At 51.5% G+C, this 23386-nt stretch carries 22 protein-coding genes; 5 read left to right on the top strand and 17 right to left on the bottom strand.

Features of this window, described 5'->3' with window-relative positions:
- Nucleotides 1-74: 74 nt before the first annotated feature.
- Together ACN0YN_RS22825 and ACN0YN_RS22820 are read right to left on the bottom strand one after the other, a co-directional pair.
- Nucleotides 75-2309 (bottom strand): type II and III secretion system protein family protein, encoded by a 2235-nt coding sequence (locus ACN0YN_RS22825; RefSeq protein WP_417387333.1) that lies wholly within the window; start codon nucleotides 2307-2309, stop codon nucleotides 75-77.
- A 463-nt stretch (nucleotides 2310-2772) separates the two neighbouring features.
- Complete coding sequence (locus tag ACN0YN_RS22820) at nucleotides 2773-3378, bottom strand: hypothetical protein (RefSeq protein WP_417387332.1); 606 nt, start codon at nucleotides 3376-3378, stop codon at nucleotides 2773-2775.
- Between the two features lie 478 nt (nucleotides 3379-3856).
- Between ACN0YN_RS22820 and ACN0YN_RS22815 the strand changes: the two genes are divergently transcribed.
- Nucleotides 3857-4522 (top strand): hypothetical protein, encoded by a 666-nt coding sequence (locus ACN0YN_RS22815; RefSeq protein WP_417387331.1) that lies wholly within the window; start codon nucleotides 3857-3859, stop codon nucleotides 4520-4522.
- Between the two features lie 17 nt (nucleotides 4523-4539).
- Here the strand turns inward: ACN0YN_RS22815 and mtnA are convergent, their stop codons facing one another.
- Nucleotides 4540-5622, bottom strand: coding sequence for an S-methyl-5-thioribose-1-phosphate isomerase (gene mtnA / locus ACN0YN_RS22810; RefSeq protein WP_417387330.1), 1083 nt, complete (start codon nucleotides 5620-5622; stop codon nucleotides 4540-4542).
- A 326-nt stretch (nucleotides 5623-5948) separates the two neighbouring features.
- Between mtnA and ACN0YN_RS22805 the strand changes: the two genes are divergently transcribed.
- Both ACN0YN_RS22805 and ACN0YN_RS22800 read left to right on the top strand, forming a co-directional pair.
- Nucleotides 5949-6620: a 3-keto-disaccharide hydrolase gene (locus ACN0YN_RS22805; protein ID WP_417387329.1), complete on the top strand. Its 672-nt coding sequence runs from the start codon at nucleotides 5949-5951 to the stop codon at nucleotides 6618-6620.
- Nucleotides 6621-6665: 45 nt separating this feature from the next.
- Nucleotides 6666-7955 (top strand): Gfo/Idh/MocA family protein, encoded by a 1290-nt coding sequence (locus ACN0YN_RS22800; RefSeq protein WP_417387328.1) that lies wholly within the window; start codon nucleotides 6666-6668, stop codon nucleotides 7953-7955.
- Between the two features lie 99 nt (nucleotides 7956-8054).
- On the opposite strand, the gene ACN0YN_RS22795 is transcribed toward ACN0YN_RS22800, so the two are convergent.
- Nucleotides 8055-8918 (bottom strand): sugar transferase, encoded by an 864-nt coding sequence (locus tag ACN0YN_RS22795; protein ID WP_417387327.1) that lies wholly within the window; start codon nucleotides 8916-8918, stop codon nucleotides 8055-8057.
- 293 nt (nucleotides 8919-9211) lie between these two features.
- Nucleotides 9212-11365: an alpha-glucan family phosphorylase gene (gene glgP / locus ACN0YN_RS22790; RefSeq protein WP_417387326.1), complete on the bottom strand. Its 2154-nt coding sequence runs from the start codon at nucleotides 11363-11365 to the stop codon at nucleotides 9212-9214.
- A gap of 505 nt (nucleotides 11366-11870) precedes the next feature.
- Here glgP and ACN0YN_RS22785 point away from each other — a divergent pair.
- Nucleotides 11871-12752 carry an NAD(P)H-hydrate dehydratase gene (locus ACN0YN_RS22785; RefSeq protein WP_417387325.1) on the top strand — a complete coding sequence of 294 codons (882 nt, stop codon included), beginning with the start codon at nucleotides 11871-11873 and terminating at the stop codon, nucleotides 12750-12752.
- Between the two features lie 16 nt (nucleotides 12753-12768).
- Here the strand turns inward: ACN0YN_RS22785 and ACN0YN_RS22780 are convergent, their stop codons facing one another.
- Entirely contained in the window at nucleotides 12769-13983 is a 1215-nt protein-coding gene (locus ACN0YN_RS22780) for a C45 family autoproteolytic acyltransferase/hydolase (protein WP_417387324.1), read from the bottom strand.
- Nucleotides 13984-14329: 346 nt separating this feature from the next.
- Between ACN0YN_RS22780 and ACN0YN_RS22775 the strand changes: the two genes are divergently transcribed.
- Nucleotides 14330-16795 (top strand): MMPL family transporter, encoded by a 2466-nt coding sequence (locus tag ACN0YN_RS22775; RefSeq protein WP_417387323.1) that lies wholly within the window; start codon nucleotides 14330-14332, stop codon nucleotides 16793-16795.
- A gap of 11 nt (nucleotides 16796-16806) precedes the next feature.
- On the opposite strand, the gene ACN0YN_RS22770 is transcribed toward ACN0YN_RS22775, so the two are convergent.
- The 11 genes from ACN0YN_RS22770 to ACN0YN_RS22720 form a co-directional block, all read right to left on the bottom strand.
- A complete protein-coding gene (locus ACN0YN_RS22770) occupies nucleotides 16807-17604 on the bottom strand; it encodes a phytanoyl-CoA dioxygenase family protein (RefSeq protein WP_417387322.1) in 798 nt (265 codons plus the stop codon).
- A 185-nt stretch (nucleotides 17605-17789) separates the two neighbouring features.
- On the bottom strand, nucleotides 17790-18188 hold the full coding sequence (locus ACN0YN_RS22765) for a hypothetical protein (RefSeq protein ID WP_417387321.1): 399 nt from the start codon (nucleotides 18186-18188) through the stop codon (nucleotides 17790-17792).
- A 39-nt stretch (nucleotides 18189-18227) separates the two neighbouring features.
- Nucleotides 18228-18578 carry a hypothetical protein gene (locus tag ACN0YN_RS22760; protein WP_417387320.1) on the bottom strand — a complete coding sequence of 117 codons (351 nt, stop codon included), beginning with the start codon at nucleotides 18576-18578 and terminating at the stop codon, nucleotides 18228-18230.
- A 21-nt stretch (nucleotides 18579-18599) separates the two neighbouring features.
- Entirely contained in the window at nucleotides 18600-19052 is a 453-nt protein-coding gene (locus tag ACN0YN_RS22755) for an NUDIX hydrolase (protein ID WP_417387319.1), read from the bottom strand.
- Between the two features lie 17 nt (nucleotides 19053-19069).
- A complete protein-coding gene (locus tag ACN0YN_RS22750; protein WP_417387318.1) occupies nucleotides 19070-19531 on the bottom strand; it encodes an NUDIX hydrolase in 462 nt (153 codons plus the stop codon).
- A gap of 113 nt (nucleotides 19532-19644) precedes the next feature.
- Nucleotides 19645-20139: a molybdate metabolism regulator gene (locus tag ACN0YN_RS22745; RefSeq protein ID WP_417387317.1), complete on the bottom strand. Its 495-nt coding sequence runs from the start codon at nucleotides 20137-20139 to the stop codon at nucleotides 19645-19647.
- Nucleotides 20140-20259: 120 nt separating this feature from the next.
- Nucleotides 20260-20655, bottom strand: a complete 396-nt coding sequence (locus tag ACN0YN_RS22740) for a hypothetical protein (RefSeq protein ID WP_417387316.1) — start codon at nucleotides 20653-20655, stop codon at nucleotides 20260-20262.
- Between the two features lie 76 nt (nucleotides 20656-20731).
- Nucleotides 20732-21208 (bottom strand): RDD family protein, encoded by a 477-nt coding sequence (locus tag ACN0YN_RS22735; RefSeq protein ID WP_417387315.1) that lies wholly within the window; start codon nucleotides 21206-21208, stop codon nucleotides 20732-20734.
- A gap of 112 nt (nucleotides 21209-21320) precedes the next feature.
- Nucleotides 21321-22031 (bottom strand): alpha/beta hydrolase, encoded by a 711-nt coding sequence (locus tag ACN0YN_RS22730; RefSeq protein WP_417387314.1) that lies wholly within the window; start codon nucleotides 22029-22031, stop codon nucleotides 21321-21323.
- A gap of 43 nt (nucleotides 22032-22074) precedes the next feature.
- Nucleotides 22075-22515, bottom strand: coding sequence for a hypothetical protein (locus ACN0YN_RS22725; protein ID WP_417387313.1), 441 nt, complete (start codon nucleotides 22513-22515; stop codon nucleotides 22075-22077).
- A 122-nt stretch (nucleotides 22516-22637) separates the two neighbouring features.
- Entirely contained in the window at nucleotides 22638-23375 is a 738-nt protein-coding gene (locus ACN0YN_RS22720) for a carbon-nitrogen hydrolase family protein (RefSeq protein ID WP_417387312.1), read from the bottom strand.
- Nucleotides 23376-23386: the final 11 nt, after the last annotated feature.

Raw genomic sequence — 23386 nt, 5'->3', positions numbered from 1 at the left:
CGTTTCTAAAATTTAATTGATGTTTCAGCGCGTTGTGAACTTGCTGATCTCAGCCTGAAATCAGAGCTGAATTCTTACTCCCCGCCAAACAGGGAAAATCTGGATTGAGTCGTCTGCGGTTCCGCTGAGGCACGTCTCATTTTCGGATCGACGTAACCTGCAGGCTGGATAAACGAATTGTTCTGGCTGTCTGCCCCGTTATTCTGGAACCGGTTTTTAATCATTTGTGTAAATCTGCGGGGACGCTGTTGTGCCTGCGAATCCTGATATTGTCCCGGAGCATAAGCCTGTGGTCCGCTGGCGGCAGGCGCTGGTGGCGGAGGTAATGGCTGATGTTGATTCGAGTGGACCGGGCCGCGTGGATTCACTGGTTGCGTCGGTTGCGTCGGGAAAGAACCACGTGATTGAGGAACAGGCAGTGCCGCAGGTCCCTGCTGGTAGGTTCCCGTTGCCGCAGGCGGATAGTAAGGTGAAGCAGGAGCTGGATTGAACGGCTGATAACCGACTTCAATTCCCTGACCGGCACCGCGACCGTAAGGCTGCAACTGGTAAACGGCTGTGTCAGGAGCACCTTCCGTCATCGCATACTTGTACAATTCTTTATCGCCGGGCACCGTCACTTCAAATCCGGGATATGGAGGAACTTCATCCTCTTCCATCGGTCTCACGAGTTGAGGAGTCACGGTGATCAGCAGTTCGGACTCTCCCTGACTCGACTGTTTTGAACTGAACAGGTAGCTGCCCACCAGCGGAATTTCTCCCAGCCAGGGAATACGAGTGACCCCGGTTGAAGTATCATGTCCAAACAAACCAGCCAGAACAATAGTCTGCCCTTCGCGGAGTTCGACCGTGGTCTGGGCTCTGCGTGAATTCAATCCGGGAATCCCCTGTACCGAGTTACCATCATTGATCTGACTGTATTCCGGCACGATCCGCATGCGAATCAGATCTTTATCAATGACGATCGGCGTCACAACAATCGAGGTACCAAACCCGCGGAATGTTGTTGAAGTTCCCTGGGCACCACCGACGCCAACAATTGTCGGCACTGCAAACTCACCCCCGGCCAGGAAGCTGGCCGAGTGACCGCTCAGTACGGTTAGTGTCGGGCGGGCCATGATTTTGGTGGTACCATTCTGGGCCAGCGCGTTGATCAGAACATTGACTTCACCGGCTTCAAAGATACCCGTTAAGGTAGAGGGGACTCCCCCCATGGACGATCCGAGAAACTGTCGACCGCCGTCAAACAATACACTCAAATCCACACCCAGCTGCCTCATCATCGTACGGTTCATTTGCGCGATGGTCACATGGATCATCACCTGGAATTCTCCCGGGATCTCCAGCATGTTGACAATAAATGAGGACGCGTAGGCATTGTTTCCTAATCCATCCAGTAAACCTGCGCCTGCACCATAACCGCCCCCGTAAGCAGCACCGGCTCCATAAGCCTGTGGTCCTCCCAGGTTACCTTCGTAGTTGATCACTTCACCACGAACGACGGACAGAATATTCGCGGCTTCCGTCGCATCAGAGGCTTCACCTTTGACAATAATTTTTCGCGAGAGAGGAATCAGATAGACTTTACTGTTCGGAAAGAGGACTGCGATTTTTCGTTCCAGCTTTCCGTAATCAATCCGCCGCTGGCCTTCCAGACTGGGATCCTGAATCGTATGCACGAGATAAGTGATCGGAGTGTCGTCACCTTCAAACCACAATGTTAATGTCGTCGTTCCCAGTTCCAGACCTACGATGGAAATTTCCGTAGGTGAGTAGGTCACGAATTCAATAATCGAAGGATCAGCAATCGCGTAACGCCGAATGCGTGAATTCGTAATGATCAACTGACTGCGACGAATGATGATTTCCATCTCATCGAAAATACCAGGGGTCGACCGGATTTGGGTCGGCAGAGGTTTCCGGGTGATGCGCCCCGTATCCTGCACCATCTGGATTTTCGGTCCGTTCGACTGATCTCCCGCAGCCTGAATCGGAATCACCCCTTGCGGCGCAGAACCATATTGTACCTGGATTTGATTTTGGGGAAGATACTCGGGAGCAATCTGATGTTGAATCTGTGCAGGTGGTTGTGCGTACTGGCGTTGATTCCGGGAGGGTCGTGTTGCAGGAGGAGTGCCTCGTTGCAGGGAACGAGGTGGCATCTGCAGCATCGTGGGTCCCTGAGCGTGCGCATGGTGAGCAAACGACGATAAAGTCGCAATTGTGATTGCGATGATTTTTATGGCATTTTGAAAACGAATCGTTTCAAAATTTCGAATTGCCGATCCATGGCAGTTCTGCATGAACATCCGCTGTCGCTCCCCAATTGCCTGTATCCAGGAAAATGGTAATTTGGCGTTATACTAAAGCTCGTATTCAGGGCCGATCAGCGCCTGATTTTCTCAACGACATGATTTAGAATTAGTAATAACATGTATTTTCTCATAACAGGTTATCCTTAACCTGTCAGTCGCTTCTTATTTCATTGACGTATCAGATCACCACGTTCCGCTTAACAATCGAGGAAAAACACCGTTTTTTCTTAATCAACGAACGCAATTTGGGTAGATACACACCACATTGTATTGTTTGTATCGGCTAATCATGAAAATGGGATTAGAGCGGTTCAACTTATTTTTACTCTTTCACCCTTCAAGTTGAGGGAAAACCCTTACTTATGGCAAAAATAAAACCCAGGCACGGGGCCTGGGTTGGTCACTGAAATGTTTCACATCAGCGTCTGTTGATATTGTTTACGCGGTCTTAGTGTACTTACCAGCGGTAGTTCGTATCCCGGTTATAGGTCGGTGCACCAGGATTGTACCAGGGTCGTCTGTAACTGTAGGAAGGAAAGCGGTAATGGCCATACTCGTTCGAACGATAGAAACCGGGGCCAAAATGTTTAGTATAAGGATCTACCGTTAACGCTTGCGTCTGCATTCCGGTATTCGCTTCATTATAACCACCGTACCAGGTCTGCCCCGCCTGCATACCCACCTGAGGACCGGTCATCCCATAGGTGCCGCCTGCTCCCTGAGTCGCACTATAGTAATAAGGTGACCCGACCTGAGGTACGATATTATTAGGCAGCCAGTACTGGTTGCCACCTTGAACATAGCCTCCTCCCTGGTAACCGGGAACAGGTTGTGTCAGCGCATCCGGATTGGCAGCCCCGGGTTGCTGCTGCATCTGCTGTTGCATTTGAGACTGATAATTGGCAGCAGGATCCGGTTGGGGCGCCACCGAACTGGGAGGAGGGGGCAGTGTCCCTGATTTCCCCAGATCCGCTCCCGGGATGACGACATCATCCGCATACACGGCGACACAACCGATGGCCAGCAGCACCATCAGCTGAGTGAATTTTCTATAATTTCCCATTGCGCTCTCACACCTCATGTTAGTATTCAAAAACATCATCTCTGATGAAAAGCAAAAAAAGTTCCCCCAAAACGGAGTACGTCCGGAGCAGCTCTGTCAGATCTATATCAAACCGCAAATGCCCTCACCCCTTGAAATCTGAAGTCACTCGCGTTGTTACTTAAACCTACATCCTGTTTCAGGAGGGAGACTGAATTCCGCAAAAAACTTCATCCATCCAGCCGTCTTTCGGCAGATCCTGCCGGTTCATTTTGACTGGTTATACTAACCCGATTTGAAAATATGCAGGTTGTAGCGCGCTTATGTGATTTACATACTGCGAATTTTATGATGAACCTGAAGGAAAAGCAGTTTGATATTCCGATAATGATGATAGCGTGGAGACATCTCGCGCTGAGGACACAGAGGTAATAGAACGTTTATTCAATTCATGAAACAGATCAGCCATTCTGTTTTTTGAGCTAGAGGGATTTCGGAAATGTCATCAACTATTATTGCCATCGCAATCGCAGCTGCCGTCAGTGGAGATCCGACTTACACAGACGGGGCCTATGGTACCGAATCGATCCCTTACGAATACAGCCAGCCCATGACCAGTTCCGGCGTCACTGGTGGCATCTATGGAGACCCACGCTTTCCATTCGATTCACAACACCCCTGGCAGCATGGCTATTTCCAGGAAATTTCTCCGTACAGTGGATACCACTATTTCAAGCCCTATAACTACCGCCACGTACTCTCGCAGACACAGACTGCAAACGGCTGGGGAATTACTCCGCAGCTGGCCTATTCACAGCATTTCTGGAACCGCTATCACGAACAGGCCACCTGGAAAAATTACGCACTCCCTCCGCGGGAAGAAGATATCGAAGAAATTCAGCAGCGAAAACGGGATTTCCAGGAACGCCGGGAAGAACTGAAGTCTTCTTACTATCAGCCTCAGCAGGCGATGGTACCGGTCGACTATCAGCAGCAGTACCAGCAACCAGCACAACTGCAGCAGCCATACCAGCAACAGCAGTACCAGCAGCCTCAATATCAGCAACCACAATATCAGCAGCAGTATCAGCGACCACTGATGCAGAACAACTATCCTGATAACTCTGCTGGATATGAACAGACACCGGTTTATATTAACCGCTGAACGACGGTGCCGGCAGGTTAATCCGGTTCTGTTGAAAGCACGCGTGCGACTTCTTCGGTTGTGACAGGTTGAATCAGACCCCGCTCCGTAATGATGCCGGAAATATATTTCGCCGGCGTCACATCAAACGCGGGGTTATAAACATCCACACCTTGAGGGGCTGTCTGTTTTCCGAACCCATGGGTGATCTCGTCCGGCAGACGTTCTTCGATGGGAATCTGACTTCCACTGGCCAGACTCAGATCAAACGTGCTGGAGGGGGCGGCAATATAAAACGGAATCCCATGCAGACTCGCCAGCAGCGCCACAGAATACGTTCCGATTTTATTCGCTGAATCTCCATTGGCGGCAATCCGGTCTGCTCCCGTGACGACCGCCTGAATTTTCTGTTCCTGCATCACCCAGCCTGCCATCGAATCGGTGATCAGTGTGACCGGTATCTTGCGCTGCATCAGTTCCCATGTGGTCAGCCGCGCTCCCTGCAGGAGTGGTCGAGTTTCATCGGCGAAGACATGAATCTCTTTTCCCTGCCGTGCCGCTTCGAAGAAAACAGCCAGCGCAGTCCCCCCACCCGATGTCGCCAGGCCGCCGGCATTACAATGCGTGAGCACTCCGTCCCCTTTGGAGAGGAGCTCTGCACCCACTTCGCCGATCTTGTGGCACATCTCCAGATCTTCCTGTTCAATCAGTCGCGCTTCCTCCAGCAGTCGCGTATGCATGTCTGCATTGGAAAGTTCCGGCAGACTTGCTGTCAGTTTCTGCAATCGATCCAGCGCCCAGAACAGATTTACGGCGGTCGGTCTGCTTTCTGCCAGATAGGTGGCCGCTTCGGTCAGACGCTGATCAAAGTCGGGGCGCTCGGAACCGGTTCCGGTCTGTAATGCAATTACCACACCATAAGCAGCAGCAATTCCAATCGCCGGTGCACCGCGCACGCGCAGTTTTTTAATCGCCTCCCAGACCGTCTCCACATCACGACATTCGATTTCACGAAATTCGATCGGCAAGAGTGTCTGATCGATCATCTGCAGATATCCATCTGTTCCGCCGACCCAACGCATTGTGGCGACATCCGATTCTGTTCGATTCTGTAGATTCATATTCGATTCTCTTCCATCTGAGAGGCAGGAGTGATTCCGTTTAGTGAGCCGACTGTGATTCGAAAGCGCATCACATTGTAAGTAGCGCGTCTCTCAATCTAATATACTCGGGCCAGACAGCCCTGAAAACGCTACAGTCCATCTGGATACAGTCTAGTCGAAATCACCTCAAACAAAAAACCAAATGGTTTCACGGGGTTTTCCATTGATTCTGGTAAATGCTTCTTGGTATGCTCAATCGGCACGCCTTTTTAAAGATCCTTAAATATCACAGGATTTTCCTTCCTGATTAACTGTCAATTGCTGAATATCAAGGAATCAATGTTATGCTCCCAACAACTGCCCGGAAATTATTCTCGCTTGGTCTGATTGCTGTTCTCGGACTGGCAGCACCTCTGTTTGCTGAAGAACACTGCGACAGCGACTTCAAAAGCATCTTCAATGGTAAAAACCTGGATGGCTGGCAGGGCGCCACTGACGGTTACTATGCAGAAGACGGCATGCTGGTCAGCAAAAAAGACAGCGGCGGGAACCTCTTCACTGATAAGGAATACAAAAACTTCGTACTGCGATTCGATTTCAAACTCGAACCGGGCGCCAATAACGGCATCGGATTCCACGTGCCTCTGAAACCTAAAACCAGCCCTGCTTATGCCGGCAAAGAAATTCAGATCCTGGATGACACTGCAGAGAAATATGCCAAACTGCAGAAGTATCAGTATCATGGTTCACTCTACGGAACCGCTCCTGCAGAACGGGGCCACCTGAAACCTGTTGGTGAATGGAATACACAGGAAATTCTGGTCGATGGCAATAAAGTCAAAGTCACTCTGAATGGTGCAACCATCGTTGACTTCGACATGACAGACGCCAAGAAAAACGGCACCATCGACGGTAAAGATCATCCCGGTCTGAAACGGGAATCGGGTTACATCTGCCTGTGTGGTCATGGCGCCAAAATCGAGTTCAAAAATCTGCGAATTAAAGAACTCGAGTAAGTTGTTCCCACCAATTTTCAATCTGATAAAAACAGGATCAGACCGATGAGTTCAGATCAGAAACCGTCTTCTTCTGAAGTGACACGTAGAAGTTTCCTGCAGACCGGTAGCGCCTTTGCCGCCGGTCTCGCCTGGACTGCCCAGAGTTATGGGAGTATTCTGGGCGCCAACGACCGAATTCGTGTCGGCTTCATCGGCGCGGGCGGTATGGCCAACGCCCACATGAGTACGTACAACGCCATTCGGGAAAAGAATAACGTTGAAGCAATTGCTGTCGCCGACTGCTGGACAACCCGTGCAGAAGAAGGCAAAGCAAAAACCGGCGCGAAGCATGCATTTTCAGATTACCAGAAGGTTCTGGAAATCAAAGATATCGACTACGTGACGATTGCAACGCCGGAACACTGGCACGCACAAATGACGATCGATGCCCTCGACGCCGGCAAAGCGGTCTACTGTGAAAAACCAATGACGCACAGTATCCCCGAAGCGCAGGCTGTCATCAAAAAGCAGAAAGAGACAAAACTGCCGATTCAGGTCGGCGTGCAGGGCATGTCCGATGATTCCTATTCATCTGCGGCCAAAGCCATTGAAGAAGGCGTGCTCGGTCAGGTCGTACAGGCCCAGATCGAATATGTCCGTCGCTACGGAGACCAGGGCCCCTGGCGTCGTCCGGGACTGAAAGACGATGAAGCCAAACCGGCTGACCTCGACTGGAACGCCTGGCTCGGTCATGCTCCCAAAATCGACTGGAACCCGCATCACTATTTTGAGTGGCGGAACTACTCCCAGTACTCAGGAGGCATCTGCACCGACCTGTTCATTCATCGTATCACCCGCATCATGAAAGCCTGCAACCTGCTCTATCCCCGGCGCGTAGTCGGCATGGGTGGGATCTGGCAGTGGAACGATGGTCGCAATCTGCCTGACAACTTTGAAATGATCTGTGAGTATCCCCGAGGCATGACCGTTTATGTTCTGGGAACCATGAGTAATCGTGTTGGCATCGATCACCTGATTCGCGGCTATCGGGGCACGCTCTACTTCACCCGCGAAGGCTGGGTCGCCAAAGACAAAGATGGCAAAGTACTGGCCGAGCATAAGAAGTCGGGTGCCGAAGATACCAAACTGCACCACACTAACCTGCATAACCATCTCCGTAACGGTGAAGCGCTGAACTGCCCGACGGAACTGGGGCTGGCAGGTGTTGTTGCCGTCAACATGGCCAACGAATCGTGGCGCACCGGACAGATGATGGGATGGGATACCAAAAATGAAAAGATGGCTCCCGCCAATACTCTGGAATTGAGCCACTTCCCTGAAACCAGTTCCTGAGAGAGCACCTTCTGTTTCGGAACTGAATGACAAATACAAAACGCCCTGGAAACAGGGCGTTTTTTTATCTCGTTGATGAGTTTCTGATTCCCGCAGAACTTACAGTGCACCACTGCCGGTCAGAATCACGCGGATCGTTTTGAACAGAATCTTAATATCATTCCAGATGCAGCAGTTCTGTAGATACATCAAATCCAGTGAAACCTTGCGGCGGAAGCTTTCGACATTGTTGTCATAGCCATTCACAATCTGAGCCACTCCCGTCAATCCGGGCTTCAGCCCCAGGCGATTGATGTAATTGGGAATCTCTTTGCTCAAGCCTTCGATGAACTCCGGTCGTTCAGGACGGGGACCAACTAAAGTCATTTCCCCTTTCAGCACATTCCAGAGTTGAGGCAGTTCGTCCAGTCGCGTTTTTCGCATGAAACGTCCCAGCTTCGTGACCCGTGGATCTCCCTGGACGGCGAACTGAGCACCATTTTTTTCTGCATCCACAGTCATCGTTCGGAATTTATACAGCGTGAACGGCATTCCATAGCCCGATTCATCCCGGCGGTCGGAACCAGCCTGACGACGGTCCTTTGGTAAATCCAGATCAGCCAGATCCATTTGTGACTGGCGGCGGTCAGTCTTAGTCTGTTTTCTTAAGTTTAATCCCACTCGTGTCTGTTTGAAAATGGCGGGACCCGGTGAAGTGAGTTTCACCAGCACTACCAGAAACAGCAATAAAGGTGAGAGTAGAACCAGCATCGTAAAGGAAACGGCAATGTCCATCAGTCGCTTCATCAACCGCGTCCGTTCGGTAAGATTGCGGACATCCACCCGTGGTTCATCCAGATGCAGTCGCGTCAACCAGCCGGTGGAACGCCACAACTCCACATCCATGTATCCTTTTACCAGGTCCGACAACTCTCCTTGCGGTATCGTGGTTTTACTGGTCTTTCCTGCGATGACTGAACTCATGGCAAACGCTTTCTTCCATTACGTGTAATCAGATTGCGCCCGGATCGTCAGACGAGAGGCACAGTCTGAAGCGTCGGCGATACAGGGCTGCTTAATTTAAGTATTTCTACTGAAAGGCTAGCTCGGAAAAAGCGTCCATGTTTCCGTAAGTCAGCGAGAACTTCACACGTCAGTCGAGTCTCTGACTTTCTGATACCGGTTGTAAAAATAAAAACGGTTACAGGAGTCAGAACGAATCTGGTTCCTGTAACCGTCATAACGATTATCAGAATTAAGACAGCGGTGATCAGAGCCTACAGGGAGGAATCCCCTTTGATCTGGCTGGACAATCCACCAGCAGCGGGCAGATACATCTTCTCGGCGTAATCCATGACCATCCGGTCGGCGTTGAATCGCCAGCCCAGTGTGCGGATTCCGTTTTTCATACGGGCAATCCACTCCAGAGGCAGATCGTCATAGTTTCGACCGTAGTAGAGAGGAATGACTTCTTCCTTCAGAACCTTCATCAGGTTCAGACCGTCACGGTCATCCTGGATCTCCTGGTTCACGTGCGTCCGTCCTTCACCGATGGCAAACCCGTTGCTGCCGTCAAAGGCTTCTGCCCACCAGCCATCCAGGATGGAACAGTTCAAACCGCCGTTCAACACCACCTTCTGACCACTTGTACCGGACGCTTCCAGGGGGCGTCGGGGATTATTCAACCAGACATCCACACCCTGCACCAGATGACGACCGAGGTTGATGTCGTAATCTTCCAGAAGCACAATCTTGCCTCGGAACGGTGGCTCCTGAGTCAGTTTGAAAATCCGCTGGATGATCTGTTTACCCCGTTCATCCGCGGGATGTGCTTTCCCGGCAAAAATGAACTGTACTGGTCGATCTGCGTCTTCGATGATCTTCAGGAAGGTTTCCATGTCTTTCATCACCAGGTCGGCACGTTTGTAAGGTGCAAACCGGCGGGCAAAACCAATCAGCAGGGCATCCGGATTCAACGCGGATTTCAGGTGGCTGATTTCCGTATCCGAACTGCCGCGACGTTGTGCCTGTTTCACCAGCAGATCACGGGAGAAATGAATCAGACGGTTTTTAAGTGCCTGGTGTGTTTCCCACAGATCACCGGGTGTGATCTCTTCAATCCCCGCCCAGACATCAGCCTGACCGGTTTTGTAGTACCATTTGGTCGGCAGTACACGGTCATAAATCACACGCATCGGCGCTGCCAGCCAGGTCGGCATATGCACGCCGTTCGTAATGTGACCGATGGGAATTTCTTCTTCGCTCCGCCAGGGCCAGAGAGAAGCCCACATCCGACGGCTCACTACGCCATGCAGACTTGAAACCGCGTTTGCCAGGCGACTCAGCTTGAATGCCAGTACGGTCATACAGAAGGTTTCGCCTTCATTCTGCGGATCAACGCGTCCCAGGCTCATCAAAGCATGATGGTCCAGACCTAACTGGTCCCCCAGTGGCCCGACATGTTCTTCCACCAGCCCCGCATCAAACCGGTCATGACCGGCGGGCACGGGGGTGTGAGTGGTAAACACGCAGGACGCTGCGACTTCACGTAATGCGTCATCGAAAGAGAATCCGTCTTCGTGCATCCGGTTCCGCACACGTTCCAGGGGAGCAAATGCCGAGTGACCTTCATTCATGTGAATCACACTCGGTTCAATGCCAATCGCTTCCAGCGCTTTGACGCCACCGATTCCCAGCATGATTTCCTGGCGAATACGGGTGCGCTGATCGCCGCCGTACAACCGGGCGGTCAGGTTCCGATCTTCCTGGCTGTTTTCCGGCACATCGGTATCAAGCAGATACAGGGGAACGCGTCCCACATTGATCCGCCAGACCTTGGCAAAGATTTCTCCCGAGCGGGTCGCGACCGAAATCATGACCGGCTTTCCCTCGGGAGTGTACGCCGGAATGATCGGCAGATTTTCTGTCTTGGCTTCCGTATACGATTCCTGCTGCCAGCCTTCTTTGTCGATATGCTGCGAGAAATACCCTTCCCCGTAGAACAGGCCGACAGCCACCAGAGGCAGCCCCAGGTCTGAAGAACTTTTCAGATGGTCGCCCGCCAGCACACCCAGACCGCCAGAATAGATATGTAATGATTCGTGAATCCCGAATTCAGCCGAGAAATAGGCGGCACAGCGATGCCCCAGAATCGTCGCGTTGGTTGAACCCCAGGTATCAGAGCGATCCATGTATTCCAGCCAGCGACGATAAGCCACATTCACACGGGAGTGCAGGCTCAGACTGCTTAATTTATCATCGAGTTGTTCCGGCGAGTATTCTTTCAGCAGCAGAACCGGGTTATGATTCAGTTCAGACCATTTATCGGGATCGATCAGATGAAAAATTTGAGTGACATCAGGCTGCCAGCTCCACCAGAGATTGCCGGCCAGTTCACAAAGTTTCTCATAAACAGTTTTTTTCTTAGCCATTAAAGATCCATCCAATCCGTTGCAGTTGTTTATCGTTCGGTCAATCCTCAGCACCAGTCTGAGGGTGATACTGATGTCGCTCTAGAACACACATTTCCTCTGGTGTCTCTGAATCGATTATCCTCATTTCCCATAAATCTGGAGACGCGACAGTAAAACGGGATACCGTTTCGAATTCACTACCTGCCCGATCGTGCAGAATCAAAAGAGATGAGTTCCATATTAAACAAATCGATTTAAATACAGACATTTAAAGTATAATGAACTCAAAGATAACTTGGAGTCTTATCAGTCAAACTTTCAACAGGATAAATTGAACTTACAGAAAAGACACATTTTACCAGTCAACTTATTTGCCCCAGACTAACTTTCGTAAAGCCGTTTGAATTCAAAGTATGATCCCCGGTTTGAACAGAAACGCAGAAATTCGCAGTACACTATTTCCGGTCTGTAAAATCGTTTTCACATTTTAGTGATGTCGAATCAATTTGAAAGAATTTTTATCATGAATCTTCAACGTATCTCAAACCTGCCTCCGCTCCCCTCACGGCCCGTGGATTCTCATAAAGGGACGTTTGGAAAAGTTCTGGTGATTGCCGGCAGTTCGGGGATGAGTGGGGCCGCCTGTCTCTCAGGGATGGGAGCCCTCAGGGGAGGTGCGGGGCTCGTTTTTCTGGCCATCCCCCAGGAAATTCAATCCATCGTCGCTGCTGTGAATCCCTGTTACCTTACCCTGCCGCTGCACGTCGAACCGTCTGGTCAATTGACGGGCCCGTCAGCAAAGTTTCTGCTGCCTCAGATTTACGACTCAGCAGCCATCGCGATTGGTCCCGGACTCGGGAAACTTCCCTGGGTACAGATGCTGATCTGGAAACTCTACGCCGAATACGAACAACCCCTGGTCATCGATGCCGACGCATTAAATGCAATTGCAGTATCAGATCAAAGTCTGCCTGCAGCCGCCGGCCCGCGGATCTTCACCCCTCATCCCGGCGAGTTTGCGCGGCTCACGGGCAAAAGCATCACTGAAATCAGCGAAGACCGGGAAGCCGCCGCCGTGGAATATGCCCGGCAGCATCAGATTATTCTGCTCCTGAAAGGGGCCGACACGGTCATCACCGATGGTACCAGTATTGCCGTCAACACAACGGGCAACAGCGGCATGTCGACCGGCGGGACAGGTGATGTGCTCACCGGACTGTTGACCGCATTGTGTGGACAGGGAATTTCTCCTTTTGCCGCTGCGCAACTGGCAGCGCACCTGCATGGTCTTGCCGGCGATCTGGCGGCAGAAGATCTCTCACAGCCCGCGCTCATCGCTTCGGATCTGCTCGACTACCTGCCCGATGCCTGGCTGCAGTTACAAAGTGAAATGGAAAATGAATGACACAGGAAACGGAAGCCTATTCTGTTTTCTGAGAAACAGCCTGCCCTGTCGGCATCGGATAAACGGGGGCATTCGAATCCGGTTTGCGCTTCAACAGTTCCGATAACTGGAACCCGTAATACTTCTGGTTCGCAGCGGGTTTTCCATCCGAACTGGCATTCGCAACCCACAGCTTCGTTGATTTGGGTTCGAACAGCACGTTATGCAGATTGGATTTCATCGCCACCGGGCGGCTCATCAGTTCAATCGCGGTCTCAGCCGTGAACTCACCATAACCCTGCTTAACCCGGCGGGAGAGTTCCTGATAACGATCGCCGGCAGAGAGCAGCGCGGCATCTTTCACCGGGTTCGGAAGCAGAGGATGCGATTCGCCTGGTTGAATCAGTTCCATCTTTTCCCAGCTGGTCGCCATCCCGACAGAGCGGTTCGTTTTGCCATCGGCAATCACATAATAATATTCACAGGTGCGATAGTTATCCCGAAAGACCGCAATCGCTTCATCCAGATCTTTTGCCGTTTCCAGTACTTCGCGTACCAGGAACGCCATGGGGACTCCAGACCAGTGTCCCAGACCCCGGCCCCCCATTTCACCAATCGAAACGGACTGCATATTCATCCCGGTGACAGAGCCAATGAAACCGGCGTAGGAGACATTCACAAATGGAATTCCCCCTTTCGGTTCCGCTACGACCAGCACCGCATGATCCTGCAGACCCCAGTCACAGGCATAGTCCAGTACGCGACCATGATACAGGGTCCCGTCTTTCGTCGCAGAATTAGCAATCGAGAAACCGCTGCAGTGAAACATCTCCGGAATGAAGTTAGTCGCCCGCACATCTTCGTAGGCGATCTCAGCACCCGCTGCCAGCCCCTGCATCTCATCCACATATTTCTGTGGCGTGTATGGTTTTTGAATCTGCACAACCGTTTCGATCGCCTGACGCGGCTTCAGTTTCACCGCGCCCAGATCGACCAGGGTCATCTCCCCTTTTTCATTGAGCAGATTGTACATGTTCTTGCGAATGTCTGCTTTCAGTAAGACACCCTGCTGGTAACCCATCTCGTAATGAGTTCCCTTCAGATGCAACACATAATAGCCGTCAATCTTTTCCAGCCAGCCTTCCCCACAACGGGCGATCGTCTGAGCCGACGCGACGACCGGACTGAGACAGACAAATGTCAGCAGAAGCAAAAAACACAAACTGGAGAAACGGCGAGAAATACGAAGCATGAGAAGATCCTTTTCACTCATCAGATCGATTGAGAAACGGAGAAGTGTCAAGTTTTCCGATCAGATACACATTATGACAAATCCAATGTGAGATACAAAATTAATTTGGCGACAGTTGATTAAAAATGAACATAAAAACACTTTTCAGGTTCACATTGCAATTACAAGCCCCTTAGACTTGCATTCAGTCACTGGAATGTGTGAAGATTGACGGCGCGGAGACCTGAAGGTACTGTAGATACCTCACGCCTATAGATTCGGTTTCAAAGAACTGCTGTTGAAACTGGTTAGTGTCTCCCCAGATTGTATTTTACGCCTCTTCATTCGCTCTTTGTTAGCAATCTCTATGTTTCGAGTTTTAGGCAACACTGTAGTCCGTTACTGGCAAGTCATTCTTGTTTGCTGGGTTGTGGCAGTAGCAGGGATCTCTTACGTCGCACCGGAATGGTCTTCGGTGGTACAAAACGGCGAATTTGCATTTCTCCCCGCTGACTCTCCCAGCCTGCAAGGCGAGAAACTGTTCAAGCGCGCCTTCCCCGATGATCTGCTGGCCAGCAGCATTGTGATCGTCGTACGTCGTGAACACGGCGACCAGGGACTTCGCCCGCAAGACCTCAAATTTATTGAGGACACGCTCAAACCACAACTTGAAAATATTGTGGAAGAACAGGGAGGCTATGCCACCGAGAGCTTAGAACAGGGTGAAGTATCAAAAAAATCGAATATCTCACGCATTCGAACTTACACCGATAAATCGATCGGCGACCTGCTGCAGAGCGAAGATAACAAAGCCTCGCTGGTCATCGTAGAACTCTCGACAGAATTTCTGGATCAGAGTAATGCGAAAACCGTTGAGAGCATTGAAAATCTCCTCAAAAATGATGAATTCAAAAAGTCGATTCAGCCCGGCCTCGACATCACACTCAGCGGTATCGCCACTGTCGGCCGCGATATGATTCGGGCGGCAAACCAGAGTGCTGAAGCAACCGAACTCTGGACGGTACTGCTGGTGATCATGCTGCTGATCATCATTTATCGTGCTCCCATTCTGGCTTTGATTCCGCTGTTCACAGTCTTCGTCTCTGTCAAAATCGCACTCTCCGTGCTGGCAATTCTGGGGGACTGGGGCTGGGTCGGTCTGTTCTCCGGCATTGAAGTCTACGTCACCGTCATTCTCTACGGCGCGGGAGTCGACTACTGTCTGTTCCTGATCGCCCGCCACAGGGAGGAACTGGATAAGGAATGCACCTTCAAGGAAGCCATTTCCAACTCCATCGCCACTGTCGGTGCTGCCCTGGCAGCCAGTGCGGGGACCACGATGTGCGGTATCGGCATGATGGTCTTTGCAGAGTTCGGCAAATTCCAGCAGGCCGGCATTGCCATGGCCCTCAGCCTGTTCTTTGTACTGCTTGCTTCCCTCACACTTTCACCGGCACTGCTTTGTCTTGCCGGTCGTTTTGCCTACTGGCCACAAACATTCAATGAACGCGTCGCGATTTCCGCTGGTTGGCTGACCCCTTCCAGTGTCATGGCCCGCCTGATGCAGCGCAACTGGGCCGGTTCAGTCTGGGAATCGGTCTCGCTTGCCTTACTCAGAAAACCGGGAAAAATCTGGCTCACGACATTCCTGTTACTCTTCCCTTTCGCTTTGATCACTCTGGCCTGCTATGGAAATTTAAGTTACGGGCTCCTTTCCGAACTCCCCAGTGAAGACCCGAGCGTAGTAGGCACCAAAGCCGTCCAGGGACATTACCCGGCGGGAGCAACCGGACCTCTGACGCTGCTGTTCAGCAATCCCGATATCAACTTTTCCGATTCCAAAGGCCGCGAAGCCATCGAAAAGCTGACCGACGATCTCCTGAAAAATAAAGAGGAACTGGGCATCGCCGATATCCGCAATATGACCAAACCATTTGGTATCGGTGCTGCGGATGAAATGGAAAAAGCCAAGGACCTGCGCGGGCTGGCCAAATTACGCGCCATCAGTCGCATTAAAGTCATCAAAAATTATTATGTCAGCTCTGAGCCGGAACTGGAAAACCATGTCACCCGCATGGATCTGATCCTCGAAAAAGACCCGTTCTCCCACGACAGTATGATGCAGCTCGAGCGGGTCAAGAAAGCCGTCACCAAATCACTGCCCGTGAACCTGCGCGACAAAACAAAACTCTATTACATCGGCGCCACCGCCAGCATTACCGACCTCAAAAATGTCACCGATCAGGATCAGGCACGCATTGATGTCCTGGTACTGGGCAGCGTCTTCCTCATTCTGGTAATCCTGCTCCGCAGACCTGCGATCTCTGCCTATCTGATCCTGAGTGTCTTCTTCAGCTACCTGGTGACACTGGGGGTTACCTTTGCCGTCTTCTGGGCTCTTGACCCGCATAACTTTACCGGCCTCGACTGGAAAGTACCGATGTTCCTCTTCACCATCCTGATTGCCGTTGGCGAAGACTATAACATCTACCTGATTACCCGCATTGATGAAGAACAGAAAACCAGAGATCCCGTTGACGGCGTCATTTCCGCGCTGAAAAGTACCGGCGGCATCATCTCCAGTTGCGGGATTATCATGGCAGGCACCTTCTCCTCGCTGATGGCGGGGACCCTGGTTGGCATGCAGCAGCTCGGCTTTGCCCTGGCATTCGGCGTGCTGCTCGACACCTTCATCATCCGCCCCATCATCGTGCCCGCTTACCTGATCATGCTCTATCGCGGCTACTTCGGCTCCTGGGGAAAATACCTCGGTGCCGCCCAGTTCCTCGAAGCCAAACCGCAACCCGAACTCGATTCAAGCCACGCGAAATAACAAAAGCGTTCTTACGGATTCGTATGAATCACCAGTTCTGGCAGACTGGCGGAACGTGTGCCTGTGAGCGGCGGATTATCGGCAGGTCGAAACGTGAAGACCACCGAGAACTTGGCCTGGTCGGTAAAATTTCGGGTCGCTGCGTGAAACGTACGGCAGTGGAAAAACAGGACATCCCCCGGACGCAGTTCCGCAGACACACTGGTCTGAATCAACTCCTGGTTTTCCGGCAGATCGGGCCTTAGAAAAATCCGCTCGTCCAGGCGATGCGGTTCGAAATTCATGCGATGTGTACCCGGTATGACTTTCAGGCAGCCGTTATCGGTGTTCTCTTCGCCCAGCGCCACCCAGACACTGATCAGCTCTTTCCGCTCAAAAGACCAGAACCGGATATCCTGATGCCACATCGTGTCGCTGCTGAACTCAGGCTGCTTGGTCATGATGCAGTTATGATGTGCCAGCGGCATCACGTAATCGGAGCCCAGCAACTGTGATAACCGATTCACCAGCGCCGGATGATTCACCAGATGCGTAAAGCTCATCCCGCGACTGTGTGCCTGCAAGAGCCGCCGCACCGTCTCACCACCGGCGACGTTCCGCGAACTGGGGGAACCGGGATATTCCACGTCGGCTTCATACTCGACCGGCTCCACCACCCGTGACAACCCATCCTTGGTCGCCGCCAGCATCTCCTGCCGCAACGATTCGGGACAGAGATTACGTAAAATGAGGTATCCGTCCTGCTCGAATTTTTCCACTTCTTCGGCGGACAGCCGCTCCTGCGCCAGGGACTGTGATGGTGATGCCATATTTCCAACTCTGATCATAAAGACACATGCCGACAACAGAACTCAAAACGCAAGCCCCGCTTCGGCAGACACGCCTATCATACAATTCAGGTTCTGAAAATTAAAGTAGTGAAATTGTGTAATCTCAGCTTCTACCGCCCGTCTTTTGCCTTCAGCCTCTTAACCGCTGATATGATAACACGATCTCAATTCAGGCGATCAGAACTATCGGCAGTTTCGGCCACACTCCACTTCTTCAGGTAGCGATCATTCGATTTGATCAACAGAAAAACGGGCCCATAAAAGAACACGTAAAATCCCCATCCCAGGGTCAGCGTCAGTCCCGGCAGGATATTATCGACCTGATCAGGTTTTACCGTTGATTCTCCCCACAGAATTAATCCGCCCCAGAAAAATATCCCCCCGATGAGAAACCCGGCATCATGCCAGATCGCTGTGAAAATCACAGGGATCACCAGAAAAGCAATCAAAAACGGCAGACGTGCTTCGATCAGCAGCCAGAGGATGAAAGGCAAGACCACTGTCAGTACCAGCAGCCACAGTCCAGTACGCGTTGAAACCGGTTTTGAATACTCCCATTTCATAACGTTTTTACTCACATTACAGTGTTAAAGAAACGTTCCTCACGATTGCATCAACATCATGACAAAAACCACATTGGCAAGCAGCGACGCAACCAGCACAAAATTCATCCCCAGATCAAACATTCTGCCTTTCCAGGAGGGCTGGAAATGCTTCTGAATATAAGCATCCTGTGCTGACCGGTTCACAACCGTCTCGTGTTCTCCTTCTCCCCAGACAATCTCGCACTGCAATTCTGGAAACAACGTTATAAATTCATTCGCATGACGCTGTGCCTCAGGAAGCGTTGGAAACTCCAGCACTTCTGCAGCAGTCGAATGGTTACGACGCAGATTTCCGTACTGTGTATAGACTTGTCCCAGATGGTCTGAATGAATCAGCTGATACGACACTTCACAATCCCTCAAATAGTTTCACTCAACTCTAAATTTCGAAGTGATTTCACGCACCTGTTCCAGAAATATCCCATCGGCACCATTCAGCAGGAGTTCCTGATCCAGTGGAACCCAGTACAATTCGAACAGAATCGGTTGCGCACTGCCGTCAGCAGGCGTCTGCTCTGCATGTTGCCAGCGTGCTTGCCGTTCTCCATCATACTGCAGATGGTAAAACCAGGCATCAATAATTTCCTGTTTTCCGAACGGTTCCAGATCCATTTTCTGGCGGGCAATCAGAACTGGACTCGAAAACCCATTCAACCCCGTTTCTTCTCGCGCTTCCCGCAGCGCCGCGTCTTCCGGAGTCTCTCCCGGCTCAATCGTCCCGCCGGGGATCTGCGTTCCTGCCTCCGGAAAGTCGACATGGTCAAACACCAGCAGATGAGGTCCGTTTGTGATATACGTAAATACGCGATTGCGATATGCCATGCTTTGCCTGCTGCAACTCAACCGTTTTCCCGGTTCAAAATCAGTTCCAGTTCCGCTCGTGGATTGAGAATCCGCTCTTTGATCAATTCCGGCTTGAGTACCACGTCGCTCAGGTCCGACAGGGAAAACCAGTCGAACACTTCCAGCACATCCTCGACCGTCGCCGCGATCGCCGTTCCGTGCCAGGCGACCTCGTAAAATGTGCAGATCTCGTGAAACCGCCGGTTGTCCAGATCAAAGAAGTTTTCCACCACCGCCACCGGTCTCTGCACTGCAAAGCCCGGCCCGATCTCTTCTGTCAGTTCCCGCTGAACCGCAGTCAGCGAATCTTCATTCACCCTGACCCGTCCCCCTGGCAGAAACCACCAGTCCTCATCATCAGGCGGACGGCACAACAGCACTTCCTCCTCCCGCCGCACAATCGCCGCTACGCGCAGATTTACGCGATACTCATTCAAATCTATGCAGATGTCTGTCATGCAATCCGTCCTGATTTTTTCTCTCCATTTCATTGAGCCATCAAATTAATCGGACCACTCCGGGTTCCAGACAACCTCCCACAGATGACCATCCGGATCCCCTCTCCTAAAACTCAGGCAGCCTGGATCACGCGCTCGATCGCTTCCATGATGTTTTTTCTGTGAACATCAAAACAGATTAAAGGATGGAGCTGACGTCGAACAGCCACCATGAGCAACGGCTTTGCCTCTGCGTCTATCCGGCCCTCATCCAGCAACTGTCCCAGTCCACTCGCAATGATGGTTGTATCCAGGGTAAAGATGTCATAACTTTCCGCCAGGAATGCTTGCCCGGGATCATCAAGGTCTTGTTGAATCTGTTCATCGGTGTAAAGAGAAGGATTGTAGTCTGCCTCCCTTCCCTCCAGGATCCAGGACAGACAATCGCTGAGATTTCGAGTCGGGTGCTCTTCGCGCCAATCACGCCATTCATAATAGGCATCAAAGCCTTCATCACTTCCGAAGGGAGCAGACTCATCGACACAATCCCAGAAAAACTCTTCGGGCATTAACTCCCTGGCTATCGCGGATGCTGTCTCGGGCTCATTAAATGGATCGTGGTCGTCCACTGAAACTCCTTTTGTTTTCACCTCTCCCTGAGGAGATAACTCGATTGACTGAATATCTACGAATGCTTATTTAAACTGACGCGCAGGGAATCGCGACATCAAATAGACAGTGATCACTTTTCACATGAACCGGAAACGCTGATCCGAATCGTCATCGAGATGCGAAGTAAACGCATAAGGATCGGGGAGTTCCAGTTCACAGGCGAAACGAAATCCCAGCGGGATCACCCAGAAGGGGACATCATCGCTGAAAGGAGAATCTGGTTTCGACATATTGTAGAGTGTTTTGGCACAGATCTCTTCAAATTTATATTGAGCCGTCGCGCGCGGGTCGTTCTGTTTACTGGCGCTGACCGTTTTTTTTCTGATGCGTTCATACAGCGCGCCTGCTTCATCCCAGGGCTCCAGGCACTCACTCATTCTGAGCAGGATCTGCAATGTGATTTTATCATCACAGTAAGGCAGAAAATAAGCGATCATCTCGCGAATCGCGTCTGATGTTTCATAGTGTCTCATAATCAATCCTCCAGATTGTGAGAGCGCGCCCTGAAGTCAAGTTACAAACACTGCTGCTAATCAGTACAAAAAGGAATCATTCAAAATGTTCCTGCAACCGGGATTCTCCATAAACCACATCCGTTTTCGCCAGCATGTCATGCCAGCCGTGTTTCTGCCGGGAACTGGCGATCCAGAAAAAGCCCATGAAAAATGGTAGATAGGACGTAATTTTAGACAGGTTTCGAATAATCGAGCAGCCAAAAGAAATCCGGTTGCCCAGACGATCCACCACACGGATGCCCACCAGCTGTTTCCCCAGCGTTCCCTGAACAGGCGAACTTTCCATCAACGCGCAGTACACAAGCCAGACACCGAACGAACTTTCGCGGATCCAGTTCTGTTTTGACATGTACTGAACGCGCGCACTTTCGTTAGTACGATCCGCTTGATAGGTGATCCACGTCTGCCCGAAATCCGAATAATAATAAAAGATCGTCATCACGACGAGAACGATCGGAACGATATCAATCGCAAAAGCAACCGTCCGAACCCAGAACCCTGCATACTTCATCCCTGCTGACTCCCTGCTTCCTGTTCCCGGGTGAAATTTCGATGCTGTTTTTCAGATCTGCATCTGTTGAGAATACCCTGACTGTCACCACAACTTCAACTCGAATCTGGACTTATTCGTTTTTTTCAGTTGAAGACAGCAGCCAGGGAAGCGCGAGAGACAGCTCTTTGCGCCAGGGGGCAATCGCGTGGCCTCCCGCGTATTGGCGATATTTCACGGTCGCTCCCAGGCTCTGCAGTCGCGACGCCGCCCACTCGACGCCGGCGATCTGGGACACTTCCTGGAACAGTCCCAGCGGCGCATGCGTGACACCGGTCTCCGTCTCCTGATCTCCCACGCTCAACCAGAACTTCGCACTGGTTTTCGGCAGCGAACGTTCCTGCTGCGCCAGCCACCAGAACGAACCGGACTGACACAGCACATCCGGAAACCGTTCCGGGTAGAGTAATGCGATCAGCGCTCCCTCCAGTCCACTCAGACTCAACCCGCACATCACGTTGCCTGCAGTCTGTACGTTCGCCCGCTCGCTACACCAGGCGACGACATCTTCTGCAATGAACCGTGCATACCGCTCATTCCAGAGATAATCCTGCTGTCGCGCTGTGCCACTCACATGCGAAATAAACACACACGACACAGGCGGTATGAGACCCTTTTGTATCAACCCGGAAATGACAGGCAGGCAATCCATATCGCGCAGATAATGCTCGGCGTCGAGAAATACGCAGAGCCGATGCGGCTCGTCAGTCGGTGCGGTCATCAGCCAGACAGCGCGCGTATATTCGCCGGTAGCGTCGGAAATACGATGTTCGGTCAGCTGCATGGATATCTGGTTCTACTCTAATTTTATGGTTGTATTACAAAGATCAATTCGTCTCGTCATGCTCAGCTTGTGGATCAGTCGACTCCGGCTCGATCCATTGCCTGAGTTGTCTCCGGATTTTACGCTCATCCTGCAGGCTTGTCGTACTTCCGGACTGAAAATTGAGGTGCGTCACAACTTCTGTATGCACCCACACCTCATTTTCACAGGTCCCATAAGCTTCTACCAGACGATCACAACCACATCCATCTGCATAAATGAGAAACGTAGCAGGCAGTGTTTCCTCCCAATCCTGGTTCGAACCTGCTTGATTCGTACCTGAATCAGGAGTCAGTTCACTATCAGAAGCAACCGGAAATTTGATTCCCTGCTGCCAGGTAAGCTGAAAACAGGGTCCATCTTTCCCCTGCCAGTTTTTCAGTTCCCTCCCGCAGGCAGGACAATGGAGCGGCGGATCTGGTATGTAGTAATCGAACAGGCTCATCAGAAAAAGCTCTCCTGTAATTCGTCACTGCGAGAGGGCATCACATTTAATAATAATGTCTGTCAATCTAATAGACTCGGTCCCAATAGATCTGGAGACGCTACAGTAAAACGGGAGACAGTCTAAAACTGGATTTCCCGCAGCAGCAGACCTTCTTCCATCAACGGAACTTGCGCGACTACCGTGCCATCGGGGTCAATCAGCGCCGTCGGTCCATAAGCGATCTGTCCGTCGCGTCTCCCCGTCACATCCGCGGAGAGCAACCACAGTCCGGTTTCCCGCGTTCGTTCCGCCCGAATCGCATTATGGCGGTCCTTCCACAATTCGGCATTCTCGGGATGCAGCATATTGTAACAGGGGCAGACCATCAGCTGTGCCTGCTGCGAGGCAATCGCTGCGGCACATTCGGGGAAATTCAATTCATAACAGATATTCACACCAAACCGCAGTCCTGTAACTTCAAAGATCGGCGTTTCCGTTCCCGGTTCGTACAGTCGTTCCCACTCCGCCAGTCGGGTCTTGCGGTGACAGCCCAGCAGGATTCCCTGCCTGATGACAGCTGCAGAAATAAACAATCGCGTCCCTGCTTTCTCTATGAATCCGATCAGCAGTGTCGGCTGCAGCCTCTCGAGCCGTTTCAGGATCTCAGCAAACGTGGGAGAAGAAATATCAATGGCCCGCTGTCGCGCTGAAGATTCCTCTAAAATGTAGCCCTGCAGATACGATTCCGGAAAGCAGAGCAGTGCCGCTCCCTCGGCAGCAGCCCGCGTTGCGTATTCGCTGATCTGGCTCAGCGAATGTTCCAGATCATTTTGAACATCAAACAACTGGCAGGCCGCGACAGTGATTCTGTTTTCCATCAACTCAACAC

The organism is Gimesia sp. (assembly GCF_048260065.1).
Lineage (GTDB): Bacteria > Planctomycetota > Planctomycetia > Planctomycetales > Planctomycetaceae > Gimesia.
The sequence above is the reverse complement of the archived record's forward strand: the minus strand, read 5'-3'. Positions and strand labels throughout refer to the sequence as shown.